Origin of the sequence: Alteromonas sp. KUL42 (genome assembly GCF_006538325.1) — a bacterium.
In the GTDB taxonomy this organism is placed as follows: domain Bacteria; phylum Pseudomonadota; class Gammaproteobacteria; order Enterobacterales; family Alteromonadaceae; genus Alteromonas.
Window position 1 is genome coordinate 31,924 of the sequence record NZ_BJKK01000021.1, and the last position, 22,950, is coordinate 54,873.

At 39.4% G+C, this 22,950-nt stretch carries 27 protein-coding genes; 24 read left to right on the plus strand and 3 right to left on the minus strand.

The window, feature by feature from the left end:
* The first annotated feature begins 5 nt into the window (after positions 1-5).
* The 10 genes from EYR97_RS19300 (at position 6) to EYR97_RS19345 (ending at position 11,413) form a co-directional block, all read left to right on the plus strand.
* The gene (locus EYR97_RS19300; RefSeq protein WP_131095519.1) at positions 6-476 is read left to right on the plus strand and encodes a type II secretion system protein; all 471 of its coding nucleotides are present in this window, start codon (positions 6-8) and stop codon (positions 474-476) included.
* Positions 477-974, plus strand: coding sequence for a hypothetical protein (locus EYR97_RS19305; protein ID WP_131095465.1), 498 nt, complete (start codon positions 477-479; stop codon positions 972-974). It abuts the gene before it with no gap.
* 24 nt (positions 975-998) lie between these two features.
* Complete coding sequence (locus EYR97_RS19310; RefSeq protein ID WP_131095466.1) at positions 999-2,960, plus strand: prepilin-type N-terminal cleavage/methylation domain-containing protein; 1,962 nt, start codon at positions 999-1,001, stop codon at positions 2,958-2,960.
* Positions 2,954-5,950, plus strand: coding sequence for a hypothetical protein (locus tag EYR97_RS19315; RefSeq protein WP_131095467.1), 2,997 nt, complete (start codon positions 2,954-2,956; stop codon positions 5,948-5,950). The genes EYR97_RS19310 and EYR97_RS19315 overlap by 7 nt, the downstream gene beginning before the upstream one ends.
* Before the next feature lie 143 nt (positions 5,951-6,093).
* Complete coding sequence (locus EYR97_RS19320) at positions 6,094-6,579, plus strand: hypothetical protein (protein ID WP_141354805.1); 486 nt, start codon at positions 6,094-6,096, stop codon at positions 6,577-6,579.
* The gene (locus EYR97_RS19325) at positions 6,569-7,033 is read left to right on the plus strand and encodes a DUF1525 domain-containing protein (RefSeq protein WP_131095469.1); all 465 of its coding nucleotides are present in this window, start codon (positions 6,569-6,571) and stop codon (positions 7,031-7,033) included. The genes EYR97_RS19320 and EYR97_RS19325 overlap by 11 nt, the downstream gene beginning before the upstream one ends.
* Positions 6,945-7,997, plus strand: coding sequence for a TIGR03756 family integrating conjugative element protein (locus EYR97_RS19330; protein ID WP_258313270.1), 1,053 nt, complete (start codon positions 6,945-6,947; stop codon positions 7,995-7,997). The genes EYR97_RS19325 and EYR97_RS19330 overlap by 89 nt, the downstream gene beginning before the upstream one ends.
* A gap of 16 nt (positions 7,998-8,013) precedes the next feature.
* Positions 8,014-9,363 carry a hypothetical protein gene (locus EYR97_RS19335; RefSeq protein ID WP_131095471.1) on the plus strand — a complete coding sequence of 450 codons (1,350 nt, stop codon included), beginning with the start codon at positions 8,014-8,016 and terminating at the stop codon, positions 9,361-9,363.
* 2 nt (positions 9,364-9,365) lie between these two features.
* Entirely contained in the window at positions 9,366-9,725 is a 360-nt protein-coding gene (locus EYR97_RS19340; protein WP_131095472.1) for a hypothetical protein, read from the plus strand.
* Positions 9,722-11,413, plus strand: a complete 1,692-nt coding sequence (locus EYR97_RS19345; protein ID WP_131095473.1) for a conjugal transfer protein TraG N-terminal domain-containing protein — start codon at positions 9,722-9,724, stop codon at positions 11,411-11,413. Before EYR97_RS19340 ends, EYR97_RS19345 begins: the two co-directional genes overlap by 4 nt.
* A 55-nt stretch (positions 11,414-11,468) precedes the next feature.
* On the opposite strand, the gene EYR97_RS19350 is transcribed toward EYR97_RS19345, so the two are convergent.
* Positions 11,469-11,651 (minus strand): hypothetical protein, encoded by a 183-nt coding sequence (locus EYR97_RS19350; RefSeq protein WP_131095474.1) that lies wholly within the window; start codon positions 11,649-11,651, stop codon positions 11,469-11,471.
* 528 nt (positions 11,652-12,179) lie between these two features.
* On the opposite strand from EYR97_RS19350, the gene EYR97_RS19355 reads away from it, so the two are divergent.
* Positions 12,180-12,635, plus strand: a complete 456-nt coding sequence (locus tag EYR97_RS19355) for a hypothetical protein (RefSeq protein ID WP_131095475.1) — start codon at positions 12,180-12,182, stop codon at positions 12,633-12,635.
* Positions 12,636-12,688: 53 nt separating this feature from the next.
* Positions 12,689-12,970: a hypothetical protein gene (locus EYR97_RS19360; protein ID WP_131095476.1), complete on the plus strand. Its 282-nt coding sequence runs from the start codon at positions 12,689-12,691 to the stop codon at positions 12,968-12,970.
* Here EYR97_RS19360 and EYR97_RS19365 read toward each other — a convergent pair.
* Entirely contained in the window at positions 12,967-13,554 is a 588-nt protein-coding gene (locus EYR97_RS19365; RefSeq protein WP_131095477.1) for a super-infection exclusion protein B, read from the minus strand. The two genes, EYR97_RS19360 and EYR97_RS19365, sit on opposite strands and share 4 nt — an antisense overlap.
* A gap of 118 nt (positions 13,555-13,672) precedes the next feature.
* Here EYR97_RS19365 and EYR97_RS19370 point away from each other — a divergent pair, with 118 nt between their 5' ends.
* The 7 genes from EYR97_RS19370 (at position 13,673) to EYR97_RS19400 (ending at position 19,352) form a co-directional block, all read left to right on the plus strand.
* Positions 13,673-14,785: a hypothetical protein gene (locus EYR97_RS19370; RefSeq protein WP_131095478.1), complete on the plus strand. Its 1,113-nt coding sequence runs from the start codon at positions 13,673-13,675 to the stop codon at positions 14,783-14,785.
* Between the two features lie 139 nt (positions 14,786-14,924).
* Positions 14,925-16,271 carry a DUF3560 domain-containing protein gene (locus EYR97_RS19375; protein ID WP_207308073.1) on the plus strand — a complete coding sequence of 449 codons (1,347 nt, stop codon included), beginning with the start codon at positions 14,925-14,927 and terminating at the stop codon, positions 16,269-16,271.
* Complete coding sequence (locus EYR97_RS19380; protein WP_165478112.1) at positions 16,271-16,867, plus strand: methyltransferase; 597 nt, start codon at positions 16,271-16,273, stop codon at positions 16,865-16,867. The genes EYR97_RS19375 and EYR97_RS19380 overlap by 1 nt, the downstream gene beginning before the upstream one ends.
* Positions 16,868-16,975: 108 nt before the next feature.
* The gene (locus EYR97_RS19385) at positions 16,976-17,392 is read left to right on the plus strand and encodes a hypothetical protein (protein WP_131095480.1); all 417 of its coding nucleotides are present in this window, start codon (positions 16,976-16,978) and stop codon (positions 17,390-17,392) included.
* 62 nt (positions 17,393-17,454) lie between these two features.
* The gene (locus EYR97_RS19390) at positions 17,455-17,739 is read left to right on the plus strand and encodes a hypothetical protein (RefSeq protein WP_131095481.1); all 285 of its coding nucleotides are present in this window, start codon (positions 17,455-17,457) and stop codon (positions 17,737-17,739) included.
* Positions 17,740-17,949, plus strand: a complete 210-nt coding sequence (locus EYR97_RS19395) for a hypothetical protein (protein ID WP_131095482.1) — start codon at positions 17,740-17,742, stop codon at positions 17,947-17,949.
* Between the two features lie 179 nt (positions 17,950-18,128).
* Positions 18,129-19,352, plus strand: coding sequence for a hypothetical protein (locus EYR97_RS19400; protein ID WP_131095483.1), 1,224 nt, complete (start codon positions 18,129-18,131; stop codon positions 19,350-19,352).
* A 755-nt stretch (positions 19,353-20,107) separates the two neighbouring features.
* Here the strand turns inward: EYR97_RS19400 and EYR97_RS19405 are convergent.
* Positions 20,108-20,728 (minus strand): recombinase family protein, encoded by a 621-nt coding sequence (locus EYR97_RS19405; protein ID WP_131095484.1) that lies wholly within the window; start codon positions 20,726-20,728, stop codon positions 20,108-20,110.
* Between the two features lie 277 nt (positions 20,729-21,005).
* Between EYR97_RS19405 and EYR97_RS19410 the strand changes: the two genes are divergently transcribed.
* The 5 genes from EYR97_RS19410 (at position 21,006) to EYR97_RS19425 (ending at position 22,839) form a co-directional block, all read left to right on the plus strand.
* Positions 21,006-21,488: a hypothetical protein gene (locus tag EYR97_RS19410; protein WP_131095485.1), complete on the plus strand. Its 483-nt coding sequence runs from the start codon at positions 21,006-21,008 to the stop codon at positions 21,486-21,488.
* 73 nt (positions 21,489-21,561) lie between these two features.
* Entirely contained in the window at positions 21,562-21,792 is a 231-nt protein-coding gene (locus EYR97_RS19415; protein ID WP_131095486.1) for a hypothetical protein, read from the plus strand.
* A 33-nt stretch (positions 21,793-21,825) separates the two neighbouring features.
* Positions 21,826-22,029 carry a hypothetical protein gene (locus EYR97_RS19420; protein WP_131095487.1) on the plus strand — a complete coding sequence of 68 codons (204 nt, stop codon included), beginning with the start codon at positions 21,826-21,828 and terminating at the stop codon, positions 22,027-22,029.
* Positions 22,026-22,166, plus strand: a complete 141-nt coding sequence (locus EYR97_RS21975) for a hypothetical protein (protein ID WP_165478113.1) — start codon at positions 22,026-22,028, stop codon at positions 22,164-22,166. Before EYR97_RS19420 ends, EYR97_RS21975 begins: the two co-directional genes overlap by 4 nt.
* Positions 22,167-22,404: 238 nt before the next feature.
* On the plus strand, positions 22,405-22,839 hold the full coding sequence (locus EYR97_RS19425) for a hypothetical protein (RefSeq protein ID WP_131095488.1): 435 nt from the start codon (positions 22,405-22,407) through the stop codon (positions 22,837-22,839).
* Positions 22,840-22,950 lie beyond the last annotated feature (111 nt).

Consider the following 22,950-nt stretch of genomic DNA (forward strand, 5'->3'; position numbering starts at 1 on the left):
TAAAGATGAGAAAGCAAATGTTAGCAAAAAATCTGAAAAAACAACGAGGTGTGACACTTATTAATGTGTTGATTGCAATGGTCGTAGTTGGCATTTTAGCAATTATCACTACTAAGGCTGTTATGGATCAGTTGAGCGATACTAAAGCTGAGGAGTTGGCACGAGAAGTAAGCGAGCTATCTCAGCAAGTTATGAAGTGTGGTGCGTTGAAAGGTGGAAATTTCTCTACTTGTGATTTTGCTGAGTTAGTTCGTCTTGGTTATCTAGACAGTGCCACATGGGGTACTGGTACAGGGTCAAATCCATATGGTGGTGATTATTCCATTAGTGGTGCTGCTACTAATCAGTTTACGGTTAATGCGACCGGTGTTACATCAGAAGCGCATTGTGCAAGGCTTTCTGCGATGTACACAGGCAGAGTAAGGTCTGTTTCGTGTTCAAGCGGTAGCTTAGCTGTTACCTTCGGTAATATCTAAATGAAACCACATGGATATTCACTGATTCAAGTTCTGCTGGTTATTCTGATAAGTGGTCTATTCTCTATTGTTATCATGAAGCAGATAATAGGTAGTAATAGAGATACATATCTAAGGCAAACACCGGTAGTAATAGAGCGATTGCACATAGCAGTACAGCTTTATTACAACGGTCAGTGTTTATCTGGTGGAGTCACCAATCCTACAATTACAAGTTTAGTTGCAGATGGCCTTCTTCCATCTGCAACAAGTGTTCAGTTTCCTTCCAATGCCATTTTGAGTGACATACAAATTATTTTGGGGTCGCATGTGGCTACATATTATACGTTAACATTTAAAAGTGAGTCGGATGCCGAAATTGCAGCATCTAATCAATCAAATACTACGGTTTCGGGAAATCAAGCTACATGGATGTTACCTATTGAAGCTAATGGCAATGCATCAAAGGTCGAAACAAATGAGTACTTGCGAGCGTTTGGCGGTGGTTCTGGATGTTAAACATTTTAATTGTGGAGGAAAAGTATGCGTAAGCAGTTAGGTTTAACACTTGTTGAGGTGTTAATTGCACTTACTTTGTTAAGTGTCATTGGTATTGCTTCGTTACCGTTTCTGAGAAGTGACATGCAAAACAGGCTTGATGAGCAAGGGATTGCTGTAGTCAAGGATGTCGTAAGTGGTTTTAAACGATATAGAGCTGTGAATAGACGAAATCCAGCAACGCTCAACGAGCTTTTTGGAACAGAGTTTTATCCTGGCGATGGAACTATGCCTTGGGGCAGTAATATCTCAGGTGCATCTTCACCATCAGGGCGTTCATATGTGATAACAATACCAGCTCGTGACCCTTTGCAAGCCGAGCGATTAGCAGGGAAATTGCTGGAGTATGGTGCTTCTTTCAATGGCTCTATAGTTACTCTAACGTCTTCAATTTCAACAATAGAAACAGTTGCAGACCAAATGCTTTGTCGTCGAGATATTGGAATTGAGAACTGTAATAGGATGGAGGTGGCGTTAGATGCCGGAGGACAGGATATCTCTGGTGCTGATGAAATAGAAGGTAATATTGGTCGAATAGAAAACCTGTTTTCCAATAATTTGCAAGTGAGTAATCTCGATGTCACTGAAGAGATTCTTTTAGGTGCTAATAGTATTGGGTTCAGTGGTAACACGATTGAAATAAATGCCCAGAGTACATCAATAGGTGGTGGATTAACTCTTTTAGGTGATTTTAATGGAAACAACACAGATATAAGCGGTGTTAGCAACCTTGCTGCAATGCAAGGTGATATTACTGATATATCCGCTGTATCTGGAGATATTGAAGAGTTAAACGGTGTTTCTATAGAATATCAATCTGCGATATTTGGTGACATTAGTACAGAAAATATAACAAGTGAAACCGCTGAAATTACAAATTTCAATGGTGAGATTGTTAATGCGACTGAGACAACAACAAATTCTCTCGATAGCGATAACGCCATCATTGGTAACTTAAGTAGTGAGGTACTTTCTGGCAATTCATTGGCTATATCTGGAGGGATAACAACTTCGAGTATATCTTCGGAATTTACGGATATTGGCGTTGCAAGTGGGACTTCGCTTTCTTTAACTGGTGCAATAAATTCTGGAAGTGCAGGTTTCAACAGTGGCTCGTTTGGCTCACTTAATGTGAGTGGTACTACTACGGCTAACCGTTTCGAAGGTACTGATTTTTCGACATCGGATTCATCTGTTAACAGTAATAAGATGCAAATTGATCAGCAAACAGCGGATATTGCTGAGAATTCAGATGCGATTCAAGATAATGCCGACAGCCTTGCGCGTCTCGATCAGGATATTCAAACCAATTCACAACAAATAAGCAATAATGCGCAAAACATTGCTGGAAATACACAGCGAGCTCAAAATAATGCGGCCAACATAGCGTCTAATAGAGATGCTATACAAGTCAATGCTACGCTACTTAGTAACCTCTCTGACGATATCCAAAGAAATAGTGATGACATTAATAGTAATAAAAATGACATCGCGGCAAATAGTTTACAGATTCAGAGGAATGTAACAGATATTGCTACAAACACTGATAATAACCAACTCAATAGTAATAGGTTGAATAACCTATCAGGGGATATACAAACAAACACTGATGCTATTGCAGTAAATACGCAGAATGCATCAACAAATGCTACTCAAGTGCAAGCTAATGCTGATGCAATATTAGCCAATGAGGTGCTAAATCAAAGTAATTCGAGAAGACTAACAGATCTCAATTCTGAGATTGTATCGAATAGCGATGCTATAGGTATTAACGCTACCAATATTGTCAGTAATGAAGCGCTGGCCAGAGATAATGCAAGACGTATCACAACAAACGCTAGTGATATTGGTGTTCTACAAAACCGAGCGACACAGATCGAAACGGGTGTGGCATCTCTTCGTACACAACTTGAAACGTGTCGAAGTCAAGGGGGATGCTCGTGGTAAACATGCGACAAGTAGGTAGTATATATCCTAACGTAGCTGCAATCCTTGTTACTATCACGCTTCTAGCGTGGATTGGTTTAGAGAGTATCGTCACTGAAGGTCAGAGAGGGAGCTTATCGCTAGTTGATGGATATCGGGCGCAAGCGATGGAAAGAATTAACGCTTTAAATGCTTGTTATAACGATACGCGAAGCTGGTGTGATGTTAATAGTATGGCTGAGTATGGGGTTACGAGTGTCAATGCCGCCAACTCTCTTTTTGTCTCACAAGTACCGCAAGGTGAAGATCTCTTATTGACGGTTCAAGTACCAACAGAAGTAATGGCTAGGGCATTTTCCCGCTTTGTTGTTAATCCAGTAGTAAATGGTAATCAAGTAACATTTTTGGTTGAGCCTCCGACCCGTTCGCACTATTTAGTCGATTCTATTCAACGTTGGCAAGATAATGAGTTTAATAGAAATCGTCTGGAGCAAAGCATTGATATGGCCGGAAATGATGTGCCAAATATCAATGAAGCTGAAGCGGTTACTGGCCGTTTTGATAGCATAGAAAGTCGAGCATTAGAAACACAAACATTCAATGTTACAGAGCGACTTTTACTCGGCCCAAACGCGATTGAGGATAACGGTTCACAGCTCTCATTTGTTTCAGATTCATTGGCTATGAACGGTGATTTATATAGTCGTAATGATGTTTCGTTAAACGGAAATGATATTCGTGGGATTGAAAATATTAGTAGTGCTGTTTTAGGTGTTCAGTCTTTGAGATCAGAGAGGGGGAATTTAACACGTAGTTCTGGACGTAGTGTAAATTACCAAAATTCCCGATTTGGGGATGTCGAATCAAATTCAATGACGACGAATTCCATGATGGCACGTTCTTTGGTGTCAGAGAGTATTGATGTTAGTGCTTTAGGTTCTGATGTTAGAGCTAATAGTGCCACGATTACGGAATTGAGTTTTACACAGGGCCAAGGAACTAGCTGGTTACTAGGGAATGTACAAACAAATAGTTTGAGCAGTGACAGTAGTATTATTGGGATTGCTACCGGACAAAGACTTTCGCTTACTGGTTTTATTGATGGAATTAGCATCGTGAGTGGTTCAGGCCAGATAGGGGAAGCAGATGTTCGCGGTACATATAGTGGCGCGGATTTTTATGCACAAGAAGATTTTTTTACAGATACCTCTTCCGTCAATACAAATTTTAATCGCTTAGGTATTAATGGTGGTCTCATCAAAAGTCATGGCTCTCTTATTGAAAAATCAAAATCAGACATAGCGATAGCACAAGGTATAAGTAACGATAATAGGGATCGGATAGCCGTTAATAGAGGGGATATTCTTCGCAATAGTAATCAGATAGATGTTAATCAGTCGGAAAGTGACATTAATTATCAAGCAATAGCGCAATCAAAGCGGAATATAGAGTCAGCCAATGTACTGTCATCAGCTAATGAGAGAGAGCGTCAAAACAATAGCAATAACATTGCTTCTAATGCTACTAGCATTGGGGTTAATGCATTCAATATTAGTGGAAATAACAATGATGTCGCTCAAACCGGTGACATGATATCGGATGCATTTGATTTAGTTGGACAAAATAGTCAACGTGTTACTAGTAATCGGAGTTTGATAGCTACTAATACTACACGTATTAGTAGTAATAGAACTGCCCTAGACACTAACAGTGCCAGTATTTTAGATACACAAGATAGGGTATCCCTTGCATTTGATAATGCGCGGAATAATTCAAGCCAAATTGTTGTAAATAGAGATGCGATTGCTAGTAACCGCAATACTATGAGTAACAACGCAGTATTAATAAATCAAAACGAAGGGAATATATCTTCTGTGCGGCTTGATTTGAACGATGCGGCTGATGAGTTGGGGTTGTGGCAAGAGCGTTTAGATGATTGCATGTACGATACTATGTACTGTATCCCTCAAGACCCATCGGCTAACATTACCTGTTCGGATTGTGAGCAGAGTGCTATGAGAACTGACTTCACAGCGACAGTATCAGGAGTAGTTAGTCAATGTAGACAAGGGTGCAATTATTCATGGGTAGTTACTGGTGATATTTCAGTAAGCAGTGGGTGTACGTCTGGTGTCGTTGGTCAGAGTGGAAGTGCAAGTGTTAGTTGTGTTGTAGTTAAAAGAGGGTTGACGGCACAGCAGCGCGCCACTGGACAAGTATCTCTTGTTGTTCAAAACGCACACTATGGTGCGCGTTCAGCGAGCGATGTTATAGCTACTGATTTCTTCAATTCAACGCCATTGGGTGATAGGCCTTCTGTGCGAACAAGTTGTAGTGATTGTTATCAAGTAGCCTCTCAGTCATCGTTCTCCAGTACTACTTATGCTACGGTAGGAAACTGTTTGCAGGGGTGTAGTTACACATGGAGTCGTAATGCAGGAGGGCAAGTCTGTTCTTCTGGTACGCTTCCGCCTGGTAACGAAGCACATTTTTTAACTTGTGAGGTGACCGGTACGTTACAGGCAGGGGAAGTGGAACGTAATGGTGTAACTATACGTGTTACTAATTCACAATATCCAACCATTTTGGTGAATAGTTCACAAACCATTTATTGGGAGAATTCTTCACAATTAGATCCGTTTTCTGATCTTCTATCAGGATGCAGTATTTTCACTACATACCAAACACCGGTTTCTGAAAGCTTTTGTGCGCAGACCATTCCGGTGGGAGGATTTAGTGGTAGAGGTACTGTAATCTTTTCTGTTGGTGACCGCCTTTCGGCAGATGGAACGCGGTATGAGTTTAGCAACCCTGCCGATTGGCAGATATTCTTTCAACCAAATGCCGCCACATGTTCAGGCCTAGGCCTTACGTGCTCACAGACTATATTTGTGAACTCATCGTTACAAGGATACCGCATTTATAATGCGAGACCACAGATCACGCACATCCCGACAGGTCGGACTTTGAGTTATGACACAAATCCACAAGCTGTAATAGTAGTTCAATGATTCGGGAAGTATTTCACCTATAAATTAGGTAGAAATTTAGTCAATTAGGCTAATAAATTCTACATGAAGAAAAATAGACTATTAGAATGGGAATAAATACGTTTAAAATAATGAATAAAATTACAGAAGAGTGGAATATTGATGTGGTAGGTAAGGGTCGTAGTCTTCGTCGTTGGGATATGTGCGAAAGACAGGCAATTGTTGATCATATGAAACTTAATCTGAGTGAGCTTGAGTTGAATGATGAGGCGTTTCTTCAGCACAGAGATGCCATCATTAATGCAGCAACTTCGAGAGAGCTCCAAGATGCAGTGGATGATGTTTACAATGTCAAATTACATACCCGTATGCGGTTAGGGTTAATTAAATATCTTTCGGCACGTAACCGTGAGGAGTTAGGTGGTGGCGCTAAGAAGAAGTACAAAATGGTCAGCGTGTTAGATAAGACCAAAGATCACTTTGACCACTATAAGAGAGAGTTGGGATACGCAAAAATTAGTAATAGTGAGTTTTTAGTTGATCTCGTTACAGCCCGTGATGCGGTTGAGTCTGTGATGAATAGAATGAACCTGTCATTTGATGATGCGATTGGCTTTATTTCTAGTCTAGGGCAAGTAGATGATGAGTAAGGTTTATTTACTAATTTCGATGTGTTATTGCATAGTGTCAGCATCGAGTACATATGCCGCTGATGGAGTCATAACCGTGTTATACGACTCTCGATATGAGCAATTAAGTGGTGTTCCAAAGAATTATAATGTGAGGCTCTTTGACCTTTCAAAGCCAAGTAGAATAGAGAAAGAAATTAACAGACGCTTGGTATACAAAGGGCCTCGATTAAGTGAGTATGAGATGGAGATGTGGGGTAGAAATAAAGTTGCCTCAGACTCTACGTTAAAATCATTAGTCGATGATCTCCCTTTATCGTATGCATACCTAAACGAAGTGGTAGATTACGATATAAAGAAAATACCAGCCGTCATATATAGTGAAAGTGATAATAACTTTGTCATATACGGCCAGCCAAACATTACTAAAGCACTTAATCAAATCAACGCCTATCGCGTTGGTAATAGGCGCTAGTGCTTTAATTTCCCCTCCCGTCAGAGCAGATGTTTCGTTTGACGATTTTATCAAAGCAGGTTCTACAGATACTCTAAGTTGTGCCGCCTTCGAATTAAAAGGGACATGCTTTTGGATGAAGTGTGACCTCAGTGGTTGTAGTGTTAAAACTACTGCGGTTATAGAGCATTACACTCCAGATGTTTTCGTATCGATTTACGATTCAGAATCCCCTGAACCAATTAGCGGTGGCTTTTCAGATTTCGCTACCGGTTGGATATCAAATACAACGGGAACTGAGCATGCACAGAAAGGTGATCATAGCCGCGTTGCAAATACTTATCGCCTTGCTGATGTCTACGGTAGTCCCTCATCCCAACTCCTTATAAATCTTTTAGAAAGCTTACCGCTAGGATTGGCGTGTGAACCAGGGAGTACCCCTTTCAAGCCTTACTTTATAAGTCGTTCTAACCCTTGGTTTTGGAATACCGGCTTGGTGGACGGGCTTCTCAATTTTACTGGTCGTAATCGATTCATTGGGGAGAGGGAAGATGGTCAATTTAATGCAGGATATGACACGACGCGATGGGGATTTCTCTACCCAAGAGCCGGTGTTGTTTTAAATCATGACCACTTCAAAGCGAGTTCTGTTATTGCTCAAAGGTCTATGGATATCGTCTTTAATGGCGCGTTTGGATTGTATCGAGCTAGCTTAGATGGCCCCGAAGGTCAGTATTATTTACCTGAAATGGAAATAGAAGAGTGGTCTTCTGATAAAGGTAAGTGGCAGATGCTTTATCCAAACTATGAGTCTGAATGCCATATTTTTGGAGATAAAACAGTGAAAGAACCAACTGAAACAGATATTGAAGGATGGAGCGATTATCGTTCAGAAGACGGAGATTACGTATGGCACTACTGGCGAAAATATGAGTGCTGCAAACGTCCTGATGGTTATTTTTTCTTATGGAAGGTCAAATGGTAAAAATTAAAAAATAGCATTGTGTATTTGTATTACATTTGCATTTTCTACCACTGCACAGGAGTCAGGAAATGCATCTGGCTTAAACACTGTGATGGAAGAGCTTGATCCACTATTAGATTATCACATCGGTAGCAATAGAGGTGTTACTAATAGGAGGATGCGGCCTACTGTTGATATTAATGCTCCAGAATTTGGATGGAATGTAGGTGCGAGTTGCAGCGGTTGGGATGCGAGTATTTCAGTTTCAGGGATGATGAATGATGCCAAAAGTAAGTTTGGGAAATTGTATCGTGATGTAGTTAGCAGTGTTACAGGATTTATTATTAACTACCCTATGTTACTTATACAAAGAGAAGATCCAGGTTTGTATGAAATGCTAAATCATAGCATTTTGAGTGGAGAGGACATATTTGATGTCAGTGCTGCGCACTGCAGGGATATGTCTAAGCGTTATATGGATAGTTCAGATGGTCTTGGTGAGCTTCTGGATGCGAGCGCATGGATGGAATTCGCGAAAAAAGAGGAGGATGGCAAGGAAGACCTTGATTTGGTTGAAGAGGTCGACAGTGCTGACGAGAACAAAGGCGAAGCCGGTGTTGTTGAAATGGGCGGCGAAATGTGTGGGGCGTTCGGCATAAAAATGTGTACTCCTGTTATTGATGTTATCCAAGAAGGTTATGCGCGAAATAGTAGTGGAGGGACGCAGAGTAATTCTGGTGAACCGATGATCGGATGGGTAGAGCAGATATGGGCCTCTGCGCGTGATGCGCAAGACTGGATTGTGAGTGTAGTGGGCGATGTTAAATACGCAACATGTCAGGAATGTACGAAGCTTTCGGAAATACCAGGTTATGGTGTTTATGGATATATTGCTGATGAGGCATCCACAGTAAGAGAGCTGCTTATTCAAATTGTCGAAAGTGACGCAACGCCATCTATTGATGATCTAAAAAGTGTAAGCTCTAACGATGTCCTTATTGGAGAAGGTGTAATCATGGCGCTCAGAGATGAAACGGTCATGCGTGGGCTTTTCGTTGATAGAGTTTCCCAAGATGTAGCGCTTTTGAGAGTGGTAGATCAGCTCCTTGCTGCAAGACGAATACTTATCGCTGGTAGAGGCGATGCAAATTTTTCTTCTGTTCCAAAAAATAATGAAATCATCGATGCCAAAATAAATATGGTTTCGGATGAAGTCATGATGATCAAAGAAGAGCTTGAACTAAAACGTGTTGCTAGAGGCGATGCAGTTGCTACATTGCTTGGACGTTATGAGACGAGAAAAGCGATTAGAAGTGGTGAGGATAGTGGTTCGGGAGTTAGCGAGTACCGCTTTACACAAGGGCTAAAAGAGTCTGGTAGAGGTTAAATATGAAATTAGGAGTAGTTGGTAAATATTCGCTTAAATTTCTTATCCTAATAACAATTGCTCTAATAGTTTTGGTAGGGATTGCTAGTCTTGATGTAGCCAAATGGACAAGAACGTTGGGAAGTATGGATAGTGCGTGGACGAGTTTGTATAGCTATCTAAGATTTCTGAAATATGGAGCATTTATTTATATAGGTTTTCGTTGGCGTTTATGTTGCCAGTATGTGGCAAGAAAGAAGTTTAGCGGTAATGATGAACAAATTGCAGAGTTCACTGAACAGCTTGTAGCTCGGTGGCCAACCTTCTTAACGATGGTTTTATTTATAGAGATTGTAGGCATTGTTTCACGAGGTGGGTTATGACATTTACGAGTGTGTCAGACCTCTATTTTATCAGCGTAGGGGTATATACCCTCAATATTTTATGGGGAATCATAGTCGATTCTCAGCTTCTTTTATTGCCGTTGATATTCATATTTTTAGAAGTGATGAAAGATACATCGGAGTCTGGAAAAGCGTTTTCTGACTCTGGTTTTATGTTGAAAAGATTAGAAGTAAAGATTTATTTGGCGATGTTTTCTATATTGTTTTTTGCGTGGCCTCTTGTTCCTTTCAAAGTTGACAATATGACTCAATATACAAAGCAATGTGAAGACACTGAGGCAGTATATATAGAAGAAGATATCAGCCTTGCGAGCCCTTATCGTATACAGCTAAACCCAAACGATATACTGGTTGAAGTATCGGGTAGTACGTTAAGAATGCCAGTTGGTCTGCAAATGGTGATGTCATATATGACGGGGTACTCAGTTGAAGCTATCAATCGATTGCCTTGTTCAATTAATGTAACGGCAGTGAGTCAGGAGTTACTTAATACTCGAATAAAAGATCCTTTTTTACTTGTTGAGACAAAAGAGTTTATTCGGCAATGCTTTGTTCCTGCAAAATCGTTGGTAGTTCGACAGGGCGATAGAGGTATGCCGTGGATTGAAGATCCAGATACGTCAGACCAACCTTGGCCAGGTCATGCAGGGTTTATGAATGATGCGTATTATGGAAATGTAGGTAGGGGATTTTATTCTCATGTTCTGTTGGAAGGTTGGCAAGGAGCGAGAAACAACCAAAATGTGTCTAAGTGGGTAATGAGTGAGATGGAAGGTGATTGTGGTGGAGCATGCATACACGAAATAGGTGGATTTCCTAGTTGTCGTGAATGGTGGCAGGGTATTGGCTCTGGATTTTCAGGGGTTAGTGTAACTACGAATGATTTATCGCTTAGATCTAGATTGGTCGACCATCTTCCAGTTGCACTTGGTGAGAACAATCCGATTGTTCAACGTTTGGCTGGTATCCTCGATGGTCCAGATTGGTTAATGTCAGAAAGTACAGAAGATAAAATGCTGCGCTTAGCCTATTTTAATCCGGTATCTATAAATAGAATACGAGGTGCGGAAGTAAAAGATTATGGTTGGGAGAGTGAGTCGAATGGATTAGTTGCTACAGCTTCTCGTATTGTTGGAACTGTTGGAACATTTGGTGCTGTTCTCGGTAATTTTGCCGGAGCTAGTATGATTCAGTTAGCAGCCCCGATAGCGAAAGGTGCATTGATCTTTGCGATTGTTGCTTGCCTTCCTTTAGCACTGATAGTGTCACAGTTTGGACTTAAGTTTACCGTAGGTATTCATTTTTTTATTGGTTCAGTAATGTTTTGGCCATTTCTTTGGGAAATATCATTGCTTCTCCAACAAAGCTTGATAGAAAGTACGATGCGAAGCGGTGACTTGTGGGTGGGGGATATCACGCGGCCTAATACTATGTTACTGGGCCAATATTTGACAGACGGCCTTTTTTTAGGATTTCCAACAATTTTCACAGCTCTTCTTACAGCAGCTGGCATGCAAGTTGGTGCTCAATTGGGGAATGTTGCAAGTGACCCTGGTGGAAGTGCAGGTAGTGCCGCTAATAAAGCCGGTAGTAAAACCCAAAAAGAAGTTATGAGTAAGGGGAAAAAACCAGATAAAGTTGATGCTACTAAGGGTAAAGCGAAATAAGGGTATATCTCTTTAGCTGACTAATGCGAGGTCGTCATTAATGATAATGTCGACTTCACATTTTATTTATGTGTTTTCTAACGACTGCAATCATATCGCCATTTTCGCCTCGTGGCTCAAAAGCCCATTTTCTTTCATACTGGTCGCTATCTTCAAAAGAGGTTTTACAGCTAACCTCGATTAAGAAGAAAAATACTTTAAATGGAAGTTTAAGTAAAAAAATTAGTAATGTATTCATTATGTTACCTCTCTGCCTTTATTATCACTTTATTATGTTCAGCCATAAATATATGGAAAGAAGCAATGCGTAGCAGCATTTCTTCTATATATTTATGGCTGAACACAGACTACCTACCTCATATAAGGCAGGGGAGATGATATAAACGTATTAATGGTTCTACATGTAGAATATTACATATTGAGTCTAAAAAACAAGATGTATATGTAAAATAGACTGAAACTGTTCTGGGATTAATATTTTTCAGATGTACGAAAATGGTTTACAAGCGATATAATGTATTCGTTTTATATGGCTAGGATGTTTTTACTAAATGGATTTTGCACCGAGGGGTGGGACTGAAGTGTCTTAAAATACTAATCGTGCTTGCACGTGAGCTACTTTTGTAGTTTTTTCTTACGACATAGAAAAAGAAGTCCAAGGGACTTCGTTTTTTTTTTGCTGCGAAATATTGTCTGCACCACTTGTTAAGCTAATGGAGAACTAAATAACACGAGGCTTTGTGCCATCGTATTAAGGAGAAGATGTATGCATAACACTATCTTATGGTGTGGTGGTAAAGGTGTATTAAAAGGAGCAGTAACTAAACGGTATTACATTGGCCAGAGACCTTTGGTTGATGTGGTATTTGAAGATGGACGATGGTTTAACGAAATACCTGCAAAAGCTTTGGCTATGAATAGTAACTGGGTGGAGTCTGAAGAGACAATAGACACAGAAACTATTCAAGAATGGAAGAATTTGGGCGGTAATAGGGAGCGCTTTATTTACTGTGCTTCTGTAACTATTTCCAAATCGGACAATGGCTATATTAATTCTAAATTGATGAGACGATCACCCGTTATCATTGCTAGTGACTTTAATGAAGCGGAAAAATCTATCAGGGAGCATTACGGTAACGATAATGTTCATGACATCGAGGGGTTAAAATTATCTGATTGTCAGCTGGCTCCCATGTGGCACGATATAATACAAACCCAGTAAAGGTAAACGAAGAGCCTCTTTTGAGGCTTCTTTTATATGTAGGACAAAAATATATGTGTTCAGATATACAAGATATTATTAGATTCCCGTTTACGCTGAAAGGTAAATCAATGCGTTGCTACTGTGTGTGTAAAAAAGAAGATTATAATCTACATGGCGCATCAATAGCAGTTCAACCAAATGTTATTAAAGGGGTATCAGATACACCTCGCGAGGCATGGGAGGATTTCGTATTTAATGTACAGTTAGCCAATGACAAAGCGCTTTATTCTAAGATAGACAAAGAGCAAGTATTTTTAATAGAGAGAGATTTTGAATGTATTGATATGCATTAGTGCTCTGAGAGTACTTCTTGTATGTATGGAGGTCTATTATTCTTTAAAAACACAAGAGAATCGGGATTATCTAAATCATCAGGCATTTCGATATTCTCAAGTGTTAAGGTTTTGTTGGCAATATTTGTAATTGCAAGGCTAAAAACCTTTCCAACGTGACTTTGGTAGCCGTAATTCCCTACTGTACGCAGTATTCCTGCTTCTATCAGACCTGATACTGTTGGATCATCTATTGGTAAACGTATTGAACGTTTTTGTTGCAGCATGAACTCACGAAGCACACTTTGCTCATGTGGGTCTAAGTAATGCACTCGTTCTTTAATAATTTTCGTATATTTTTTCTTGTATAAATAAGCCCCAGATTTTTTCCAAACTAAAATTATCGTTTCAAGTCCAATTAAGACACCTGTAACTAAAGCAACAAAACCGATATATAAGTCATATTCTTTTGAAAACTCGGCTAATTTGAATCGTTCTAAATACGTTGCAGGGAGCGATAATAATGCACTACATACTAAAAATATTAAAACTATGAACTTTGTTGGTAGTTTTACCATTTCGATTACTTTTGACAGCCATTCCATTACGTATTCCTTAAGTAGTTTTTTTCAGTCAGCTAATTACATATGCCGGTAATGATAATCTAAAGATGAATAATCAAACAACGAGGCTTTGTGCCATCGTATTTAAGGAAAAGAGAAAATGAAAACGTTAAATGATGCTGTAACTTGCTTATTGTCTTTTGGTAGTGCTGAAGATGGTAAAGGTCTAAAGAAGTTGTATAAAAAAGCAGCTTTGCTAGTTCACTCTGATAGAGCTAAAGCGCATGGTATTACTTACACGATGACCGATGTAAATCGGGCGTGGGAGTTAGTATCAAAATCTTTAGAAGGAGCGCTAGGACTTATAGAAGGTTCTATTGTCTCAAGAAGAAATCGTGCATTTAGCGATAGCTGGATGAATGATCCCCTTCATGAAGCTACTGTCCCAAGCTTTTATTCAGTCGATACGATGGCTGAGAAAGCATGGCAGATTGTAGATAGTGGAGAAACCGGTGATTTTACTTGGTTCAATCCGAGTAAACATTCAACCTTTATAAAGGATTTAAATTTAGAGTATCGCTATTACTATGGTGGCGATGTTTTAGCCCTTTATAGCTTGGAAAATGCTTTTAAGACTGGAAAACAAAGTACGGGCTATCGTATTTGTTATGACAGAAATGGAGATGGACACTTCATGGAAGCATTTTCTGAAATATTGAACGAGCTATGTAATTCTCAAACGCCTAAAGGGGTTTGGAAATGGCTTGAATCACTGGATTTTGTTGATGGAGGGCAATATCAAGGGGTTAGAGCAGAGGTCACTATAGGCACTCATACGGTGCGTGTGTATCGTGATAATGTGCCAGGGAACAAACAGTTCTCGCCTTTTGATTTAGATCGAGTAAAGCCTGTGGCTAAAATTCCGAAAAAATGGACAGTAGTCCATTTGAGAAAGATTTTAGCCAATGGACAATTCAGATCATATAAGCAGGACTATTATTATACAGACGACTATAGCCGTGATGCAGCTGATAACTATCGGAAAGGTTATTTTTCTAACCCCCTCGAAAGTTATAGTGATATTTTAACATGCACATCTCAGCGTGTTTGGAGTCGCGAGGCAGACGGCATGATTGAGCTTCATTTTGGCGCACATCGTAATGATGGACGTTCATTGATTGTTGATCTCAATAATCGATATCCAATTGTTGATATGAGTGATGAAGAGCAAGAGTATTTAAAGGGTGATATTCACTTTTTAAAAGCTTCTTAATTTCAATCGGGATAACACACAAAAACCTCGCTTCAGCGAGGTTTTTTTTTATCTGCCGAATAGAAGAGAAATAAAGTGTTATTGTGATTGTGAAGTTATTAATCACGAGGCTTAGTGCCATCGTAAAAAGGAAAAGAAGATGAATATAAATATCAGTAAAGCAACATACAGTCCTGAAGATAACAAACTTAGGCTGTACATTGATGGTGATAGAGTTGGTGATGATGCCTATGAGAAACTGAGTGAACACAAGTTTAATTGGGCGCCGCTTCAAAAGCTATTTTGGGCGGCATGGTCTCCAGGTCGCGAAGATCTGCTCTGTGATTTGGCTGGAGAAATCGTTGCTGAAGAAACAACGCTTTTGGAGCGTGCTGAAGCAAAGGCCGATAGGTTAGAAGCTTTAGCATCAAAAAGAGAGCGTGAATCTGAGGCATTTGTTCTTGCATCAAATCGTATTGCCGAAAGAATGAATATGGGCCAGCCAATTTTGGTTGGACATCATTCTGAACGTAAAGCGAGAAAAGATGTAGAAAAGGCTAAACGGTTAATTGAAAAGGCTAATGAAAAAGCCTCTTCAGTGTCGTACTGGCTTTATCGCGCAGAGGGTGTTGAAAGGCATGCTAACTACAAAAATGATGTGGGTGTACGTCAAAGACGTATTAAAACGTTATTGAAGGATTTGCGTGATTATCAGCGTCGTATTAATCATGGGTTTATCTGCTTATCTCTCTGGGGCAAGCTAGAAGCTATTGATGACATAGAAAAGCGAGACCTATTGGTGAGTAGTTATGTTGGCGCTCAGCTGAAAACCGGTGCCACATCGCCTAACGGTTACTATTCGCTATTGAGCAAAGGTGGAATGACTACCGACGATGTGATCAGTGGTGCGCTAAAATGGGCAGAAAATCTTACCTGTAATGAGTATTGTTCAAGGTCGATTCAACATTTGTTAAATAGGCTTGGATACGAGCGTTATATGCTTGGTGAGACAGCTCGATACACTGGCACAGTTAATGCGACTGTCATTAAAGGTTTTGCTAGAGAACATGGAACACATGATCCTCAATGTAAAAAAGTAGAGGGGCAGTGGGTTTTATCTTCTTCTGTTCCGTTACCTGTACATTTAGGTGATGGCGAAGCTTTATCGATGTCAGATAGTGAATGGTGTGATCTGATGGTTTCAATTGGTTATGAAGTTCCATTAAAAAAAGCGGCTAAACCGCCAATATTGAATTTCAAGGCTGATGAGCTAAAGGTCATGATGTGGAGTGAAACTAAAACGCTTAGGCAAATTGAACTTTCTAAGTCTCAATATTCAGACATTCATTCTGACTATCGAGGTGTGAAACCTTCTGAGTGTGGAAAGTATCGCGTAAAAATCTGCAAAAACCCTAATAGTGCGGTTGAAGGATGGCGAGCTGAATGGGTTTGTGTATTTTTGACAGACTCAAAAGTACATCCATCACCATTAGAAACTGTTGCGTAATGGATGCTTCTGTTTATATGCGGCCTAATAAGCCGCTTTACGGAGTCGTTAAAAAGAGAAGGCGTGATACTGTTGTTGCGAACGTGAATGAAGTTGACGAACCTATGTATGTAGATCGGAGTACTGAATGTCACACAACGCCAGATGATGTAGCAAAGCGTATGGTTGAATACTTAAACCCATTTTATGGAAAAGTATTAGAGCCATCGGCTGGAACTGGGAAATTGATATGTGCGCTACTAGATAGTGGTGTAAGCCCCTTGGATATCACTGCTGTTGAAAAGCATTGCCAATTGTCAGTAAGCCTACGTGAAAATATTGTGGGTAATGTAGAAATCCACAATATGTGCTTTTTGGAGTTTGCACAGAAAAATAAAGGAGTCTTTAGTCATATATTGATGAACCCTCCTTTTAAACGTTGTAAACAACATATAAACACAGCTTTGTCTCTGCTTAATGATAGCGATGAAAGTAGTATGGTTATTCTTGTGCCTGATTCATACAACCATCCGTTGTTTGAAGAAGTAGAGAAGTTACCGGAAAACACTTTTGCGCTAGCAAACGTTCATACAAAGATAATGGTTTTGAACCGATAAAGAAGGCCGTAAGGCCTTTTTTTTGTTCCGTACATTATTATTAGAGAAATTTGATAAGGTCATTACTCAACTAATAAAGCGAAGTTTGGTGCTTTCGCATAGGAGAAGATGATGGTACACACAAATTTAATGAGAATGACGCATTCTGATGGGAGAAAAGTAAAGAAAGGTGAGATCGAGGTTGGGCTAGAAGTGATATATCCCTCACCTACAGGAGGAAGAATGAAATACTCCTGCTATGAGGTAAACGATAGTAAGGCCAAGTTCAGTCCTATTTCACCGGATTGGCCCAAAGCGATATGGGGTGTCACGGTCGAATTTAATTGTGACGATTTTTCTATTAAAGAGTTTATCGAGCTGAAGGAGGCTATCAACGCTTACAATCGGTGGAATGATACGCCAAATGACGGTCAGAGAAGCTTAGTGCAAAAAGCTGAAATGTATGGATATGCACAAACATTAGGTTTCTGTACCGCTGGTTGGACAGAGCGAGGTATAGAGCGATATCGTGAACTTTTAAAATAGAAGCACACATGAAAGCATCAACATATTGGTGCTTTTGTTTTTTATATCATAAGGAATACAAGATGATTCATGTAGAAAAGCTAGAAAATGGTAAATATCGAGTCGTAAGAGGGGAATTGCTAAAGGAGTTGTCTCTAGATTGGTCTGTTGTGAACATTACTGAGTTACGGAAGATGATTGAGTTTGCCCTTACATTTGAGTATTCGATCCCCTTATTAAAAAAATACAAAGGAAAGAAGATAAGCGTCTATGAAGGGGGGAATCATCTAGTTTTGTTAGAGCATAACAAAGGTGACTTAGGACTGTTGAGAGTTGAGGATCATAATCACTGTGGTGAAGGACAATAAATGTCTGCACTAGATATTTATCTAATGCAGTTAAGAAATAGTAGGGTTGGGTTTGTTGAAGGTATAGAAATTGCCAAAAACTTTGTCCTTTCCGAGGGAGGGGAAGTTTCTTTCACAGAGGATGGTGAAGTTGTGCTTTTTATGCAAGGTGAAAATGCGTATTGCTTTCAACTTTTTCCAGATATAGATCGGTTTTATTATGAAATCTAGCCCAATAGTTTGTTGTTATTTAAGTGATAACGGTGGGGTAATGGGAGAGGCTGTGGGCAACATGGCGTGTATGTTATCCATAGTTTATCCGTGGTTTCAATCCTTGAAAAATCCCCGTTATTGAACGTGATTGTTGTTTTCCTAACTGGCCAATGAATATAAAGATAATAGGAAGAGATGTGAAAAATATAATGTGCATTTTGATGTTTTGCATTCTAACGATTGCAAGTGTAAGAGCAGAAGAAGTCCAGCTTAATTCGGTAAGAGCAAATATACAGGTATTTACGTCAAACGCATCATTGGTTGGTGTTGATTACGAAGATTATGAAGAATGGAGAGGGAAGGTTAAGCGATATTTAAATAATAATGGCGAGCTAAACCTGTTGCTTGAAGCGCAGGGGGAAATGTCTCGAACATCTATTATTGACCACGCTTTAGAACGAAAGGATTTTGATAGTTTAGTTGATGTCGAGTTCAATAGTGTTAAGGATAAATTGTCGAGAATAAAGCAGAACCTTAGTGCCCTAAACGAAGAGCTGGAGCCGTTGAAATCAGTGGTCAGTGATTATGAAGCGCAAGATAGGGAAAATGAGGCTGCTATAGAGAACGCTAAAGTAAAGTTTGAGAACTCAAGAGAAAGGTTTAAGAGTGTATTTACACCTAATGCTGATGATAAAAGAGCTAAAAAAAAGTTCGATAGGAACTATGAAAGGAACTCATTTTTCAAGGTTATAAAAATTAAGGGAACGGATATCAATGATTGTCGAGCAGCAATACTTGAGGATGCAGGAAAGTCAAAGTCTAAACTTCAAAAGCTGCGTGAACTTTACGTAGGCGAAGGGAAGCGTGACGATGAAAAGCTATATTGCCCTGTGTTGGAGTTCAATTGGATACCCATAAAAAATAGGGAGGCGTACAAAGCTAATCTTTCAAATACTCAAAAAGAAATAGCAGTCTCTACACTAAATAGCTTTCTTCTTTCAGAGAATAAGAAATTTGCTAGAGTTTTCCCCGATATAATTGCTATTGATGTACGTAAACAACACTCTATGAACAAGAGGAAACTAGATGAGGTACAGCAAAAAGTCATTAACCTAGAGAGTGAATTGCGTTATGTAAATAGTATTAAGCGAGAGGACGTTGAGAGACTAGAGAAGGAAAAGCTTGCTCTAGCTGTCAACAAGAACTTGATGCCTTTGATCGAGAAATTGTTTGTAGAAATATATGAAGAAATCACCCCTCTTCGCCCTGATGGATATATAAGCTTTGAAAGAGAAAGTGATCTGTATTTTGTTGTTTATGAAAATCCAAGTCTTCCAGGTTATTACATAAAAATTAGAGAAGGTATAAAGAGCCTTAATGTAGATAACGCAGTTGATATCATTGGAGTATTGAGCTTATAAAAGAGTTTAAAGTAATGGATATTTTAATTTAATTAAATTGCTATGAATATAAACCGTCCTTGTGGCGGTTTTTTCTTGCCCGAACGTTTCCTACATGGCCCAAAGGCGCTAATTGAGAATGCATTAGTAAAACTAAGTGCTGGCGCTTTCCTTCAGGGCCGCGTATACCTTCCGAACGGTATTTATTGCCTTTCCTGTTTTTGTGCTGGCTTTGAGTAATGACAATGAAGCGTGAAAGGCTTCCACAATGTCGGGGTGGTGTCAGAGAGTATTAAAGATTCATACTGAATAATAGAGTTCCATACTCGCATGGTGGCAAGCTACACCACATTTAGTGGTAAACATAAGACACTTCAACTGGTAAGTTTTTGCATGATTTCAGCTTTTTGTTGCAGGAATTGGTAAGGTTGAGTGAGTTATCGGCAACCGTGTTGCAGAAAAATGGTAAATCGTTGCAAGTTTTCTCGGTATTGAGCCATCGCTAAAATGACTCTCTTGGTGATTGAGTATGACACTTTATTACTTGAACTATGTTGGCAAAAAACTACAAACATCGCTCTGGTATGAGACTTTATTTTTGTAAACTTAACTCTGAACACCAAAAAACAGAGAGTTAGAAGCTACCCTGTATGAATCTTTATTACACTCCCACATTTTGTTAAATGGATATAGAATGCCTGAAAGCCGGTATATTAGTCGCGCATTAAAGATGGGATGTTATGATTAAAGTGAAGAGGGGGTATGCTTTCCCCTCTTTAATTCTTTTTTACCGATGCTATTAGGCCACGACTGCAACCTGTTAAATCCTGTATTTCAGTCCATGAATAAGAAGTTCCGTCTGACTTCTTGGCATTAAGTAACTGCCTTATTTTATCCCTTCGTTCCTCGTTTTTAGGTCTTCCTTTGTATTTGCCCATAGCTTTAGCTTTTTGCACTCCTTGACGCTGTCTCTCTTTCCTCTGTTCGTAATCTTTTCTTGCAAATATAGCCATGAGATCAATGATGAGATTGTTTATTAGTTCCATGATAACCGCTGTAATTTCGTCATTCATGTCTACTAATGTATGCGTTGTAGGAACATCTACAGCAATAATACGAATTCTTTTCTCGCTTAACCTCTGTTTTAGTTTTAGCCAGTCTTTATTATTAAGACGGGTTAGCCGGTCTATGGATTCTATTACGATAGCGTCTCCAGGGGCGCAGATATCTAGTAGTCTAATGAGTTCTGGTCGTTCTAATTTGGTTCCTGTCTCATTCTCTATGAAGAATGCCGTTATTGAGAAATTTAAAGTTTCGGAAAATTCACATATCGAGCTTTTTGCTCTGGCTGCATCTTGTTCTTTTGATGATGCTCTTAAATATCCGTAAAAACGCATGATAGTCTTTTATACATTGGTATTTATAATGCAGTCTAATATACATACTAAAACAGGTTTATAGAACTAAAAATTAAGTGGTCTAAAAAAGGTATACCCTAAAAGACGTTTTTGCGGTGAGAATTTATTTTCATGTTAAAGGTATACAGCTCTATTGCTATGGCATCATAAAATAGAAGTAAAAATAGCGAAGCTCTGTGCTATCGCATTAACCCTTGGGGAAACACATTCCTCGAAGGTAGTGTTTTCTCAATACTAAATAATGAAGGAAAACACTATGTCTGAACGTGAAACAATGACAATTATAGTTATGCCATCCATCCGAATGTTTCATTTCACGGAAAAAACATTGGCTGGTTTAAAAAATGAAGCATGGTATCCCTATGCTGAAGGCAAACTTTTTAAGTGCGTTGAAAAGTATCTTGTCGATTCTGGTATAGCGAACAATGTAACTCGATTTGATGAAAAAATTAGTTGTGGTGATTCAGTAGACTATGTAGTCACATACAATAAAGCCAAGTCAATCGAGATAGACACATATGTTGTGGTTGGGCGTGTTAGCGACGAAGATGATGTTATGGTCTTTGTCAACGCTATTGACGGTGAACGAGCAAAGGAGTACTTCCTTGATCACGTTAAAGTTGAGCAAGATTGGGATGGTGAGCGAGATATTTATATTGAATTTTGTATAAATATGTCTAGTTACCAAATTAATCATGTTTACAAAGATGGTCAAACAGCTGATTTTTTTTGTTCTTAGTCTTTTTAGAAATGCAGCGGAGCTTATTGTTTTCGCATTAAAGAAAAACGGCGCTCGATGAGCTGTCGACAACATGAACCCAAAGGGGCAATATCATTGTCCCGATTGGGAAGTGGTATGCCCCTTTTTTATTAAAGAGGTAACTACTTTGAAAGAACATACATACATTAAAATACGCATCGATTTCAAAAAACCAATGACACAGCAGGAGATAGAAGAACTTGTTGCAGAAATGGATCACGAAATTAATGATGATGAAGGCCGAATTGATAGCACTGAATTCATTGAAACAACGGACTTTTGATTTAGATGGTCATCATGGAAAAGGAAAAGACATATGCGTACTAGCATGATTGTCTGGTTGAAAGAAGTGACTATCGATGTAGGTGTTGCTTCGTTTATACTTGGGTTTGGTACTGCGTGGTTTGTTCCAGATTTGAGTCCTACACAACTTACAGTTGCCGTGGTATTATTAATATTAGGTGTGTTGTTATTTATTGTCAGTGGCTTTATAGCGCTTGCTCTAGGAGGGATAGAATGACAGGTATAAGTGGTGCAACCTTCGTTGCATGGGCTTTACCTATTACTATATTAACAGTAGTAATAGCAGTTGCTGTTCTTAATTATTATGCGCCTCAAATTGAAGAATGGGGCAGGAAGCATATTAACAACAGATAATTCATTAATCCTATCTAATTCAGAAAAGGTCGCTCATGCGGCCTTTTTTTTCGACACCATTTCCTATCCTGTTGGATTTGGTATAGTGAACGTGATTTAAAAAACAGCGAAGCATTGTGCTATCGCATTAAAGAAATTAGGCGCTCGATGAGCTGCTGACAGCATGAACCCAAAGGGGCAATATCATTGTCCCGATTGGGAAGTGGTTTGCCCTTTTTTTATGAAAGAGGAAACCACTATGAACATTCAGAAAATTCACGAAGACAATATGAGTTTCATCCGCGCATTAGCCGCTGACGCTATTACGGAAATAAATAGTAGATATGTCGAGCTTTTGGCTGAATCTGAAGAGGAACACTATTGTAGAATGCAGGCGATTGATCATTATTTTGAAGAGCGCGAAAATCAACGCGATTTCATGGACGCAATTGCACCCCATAAAACTGTTGGTCACTGGTTCGACGAACTCTCTGAAGAGAGTCAACTTAGTTGGCATGACACGTATCATGGGTATATGTATGGACCAAATGGTGATAGCCTGTTAAGTGAAGATGATTATTTGAGTTGGGAAGTAATGGCTTTGCTACAAAGTCGTGATACCTATCTCAAGCAACCATTTTGCTCTTATTGTGATTCAAGGGGGCATCGTTCTGGTGAATGCATCTCGAAGTAATGATTCTATTCTGAGTATTAATCATACCCAAAACCCCGCTCGACGGGGTTTTTTCTTGCCCGAACGTTTCCTATGCTGCCGATTTGGTATAGTTAACGTGATTTAAAAAAC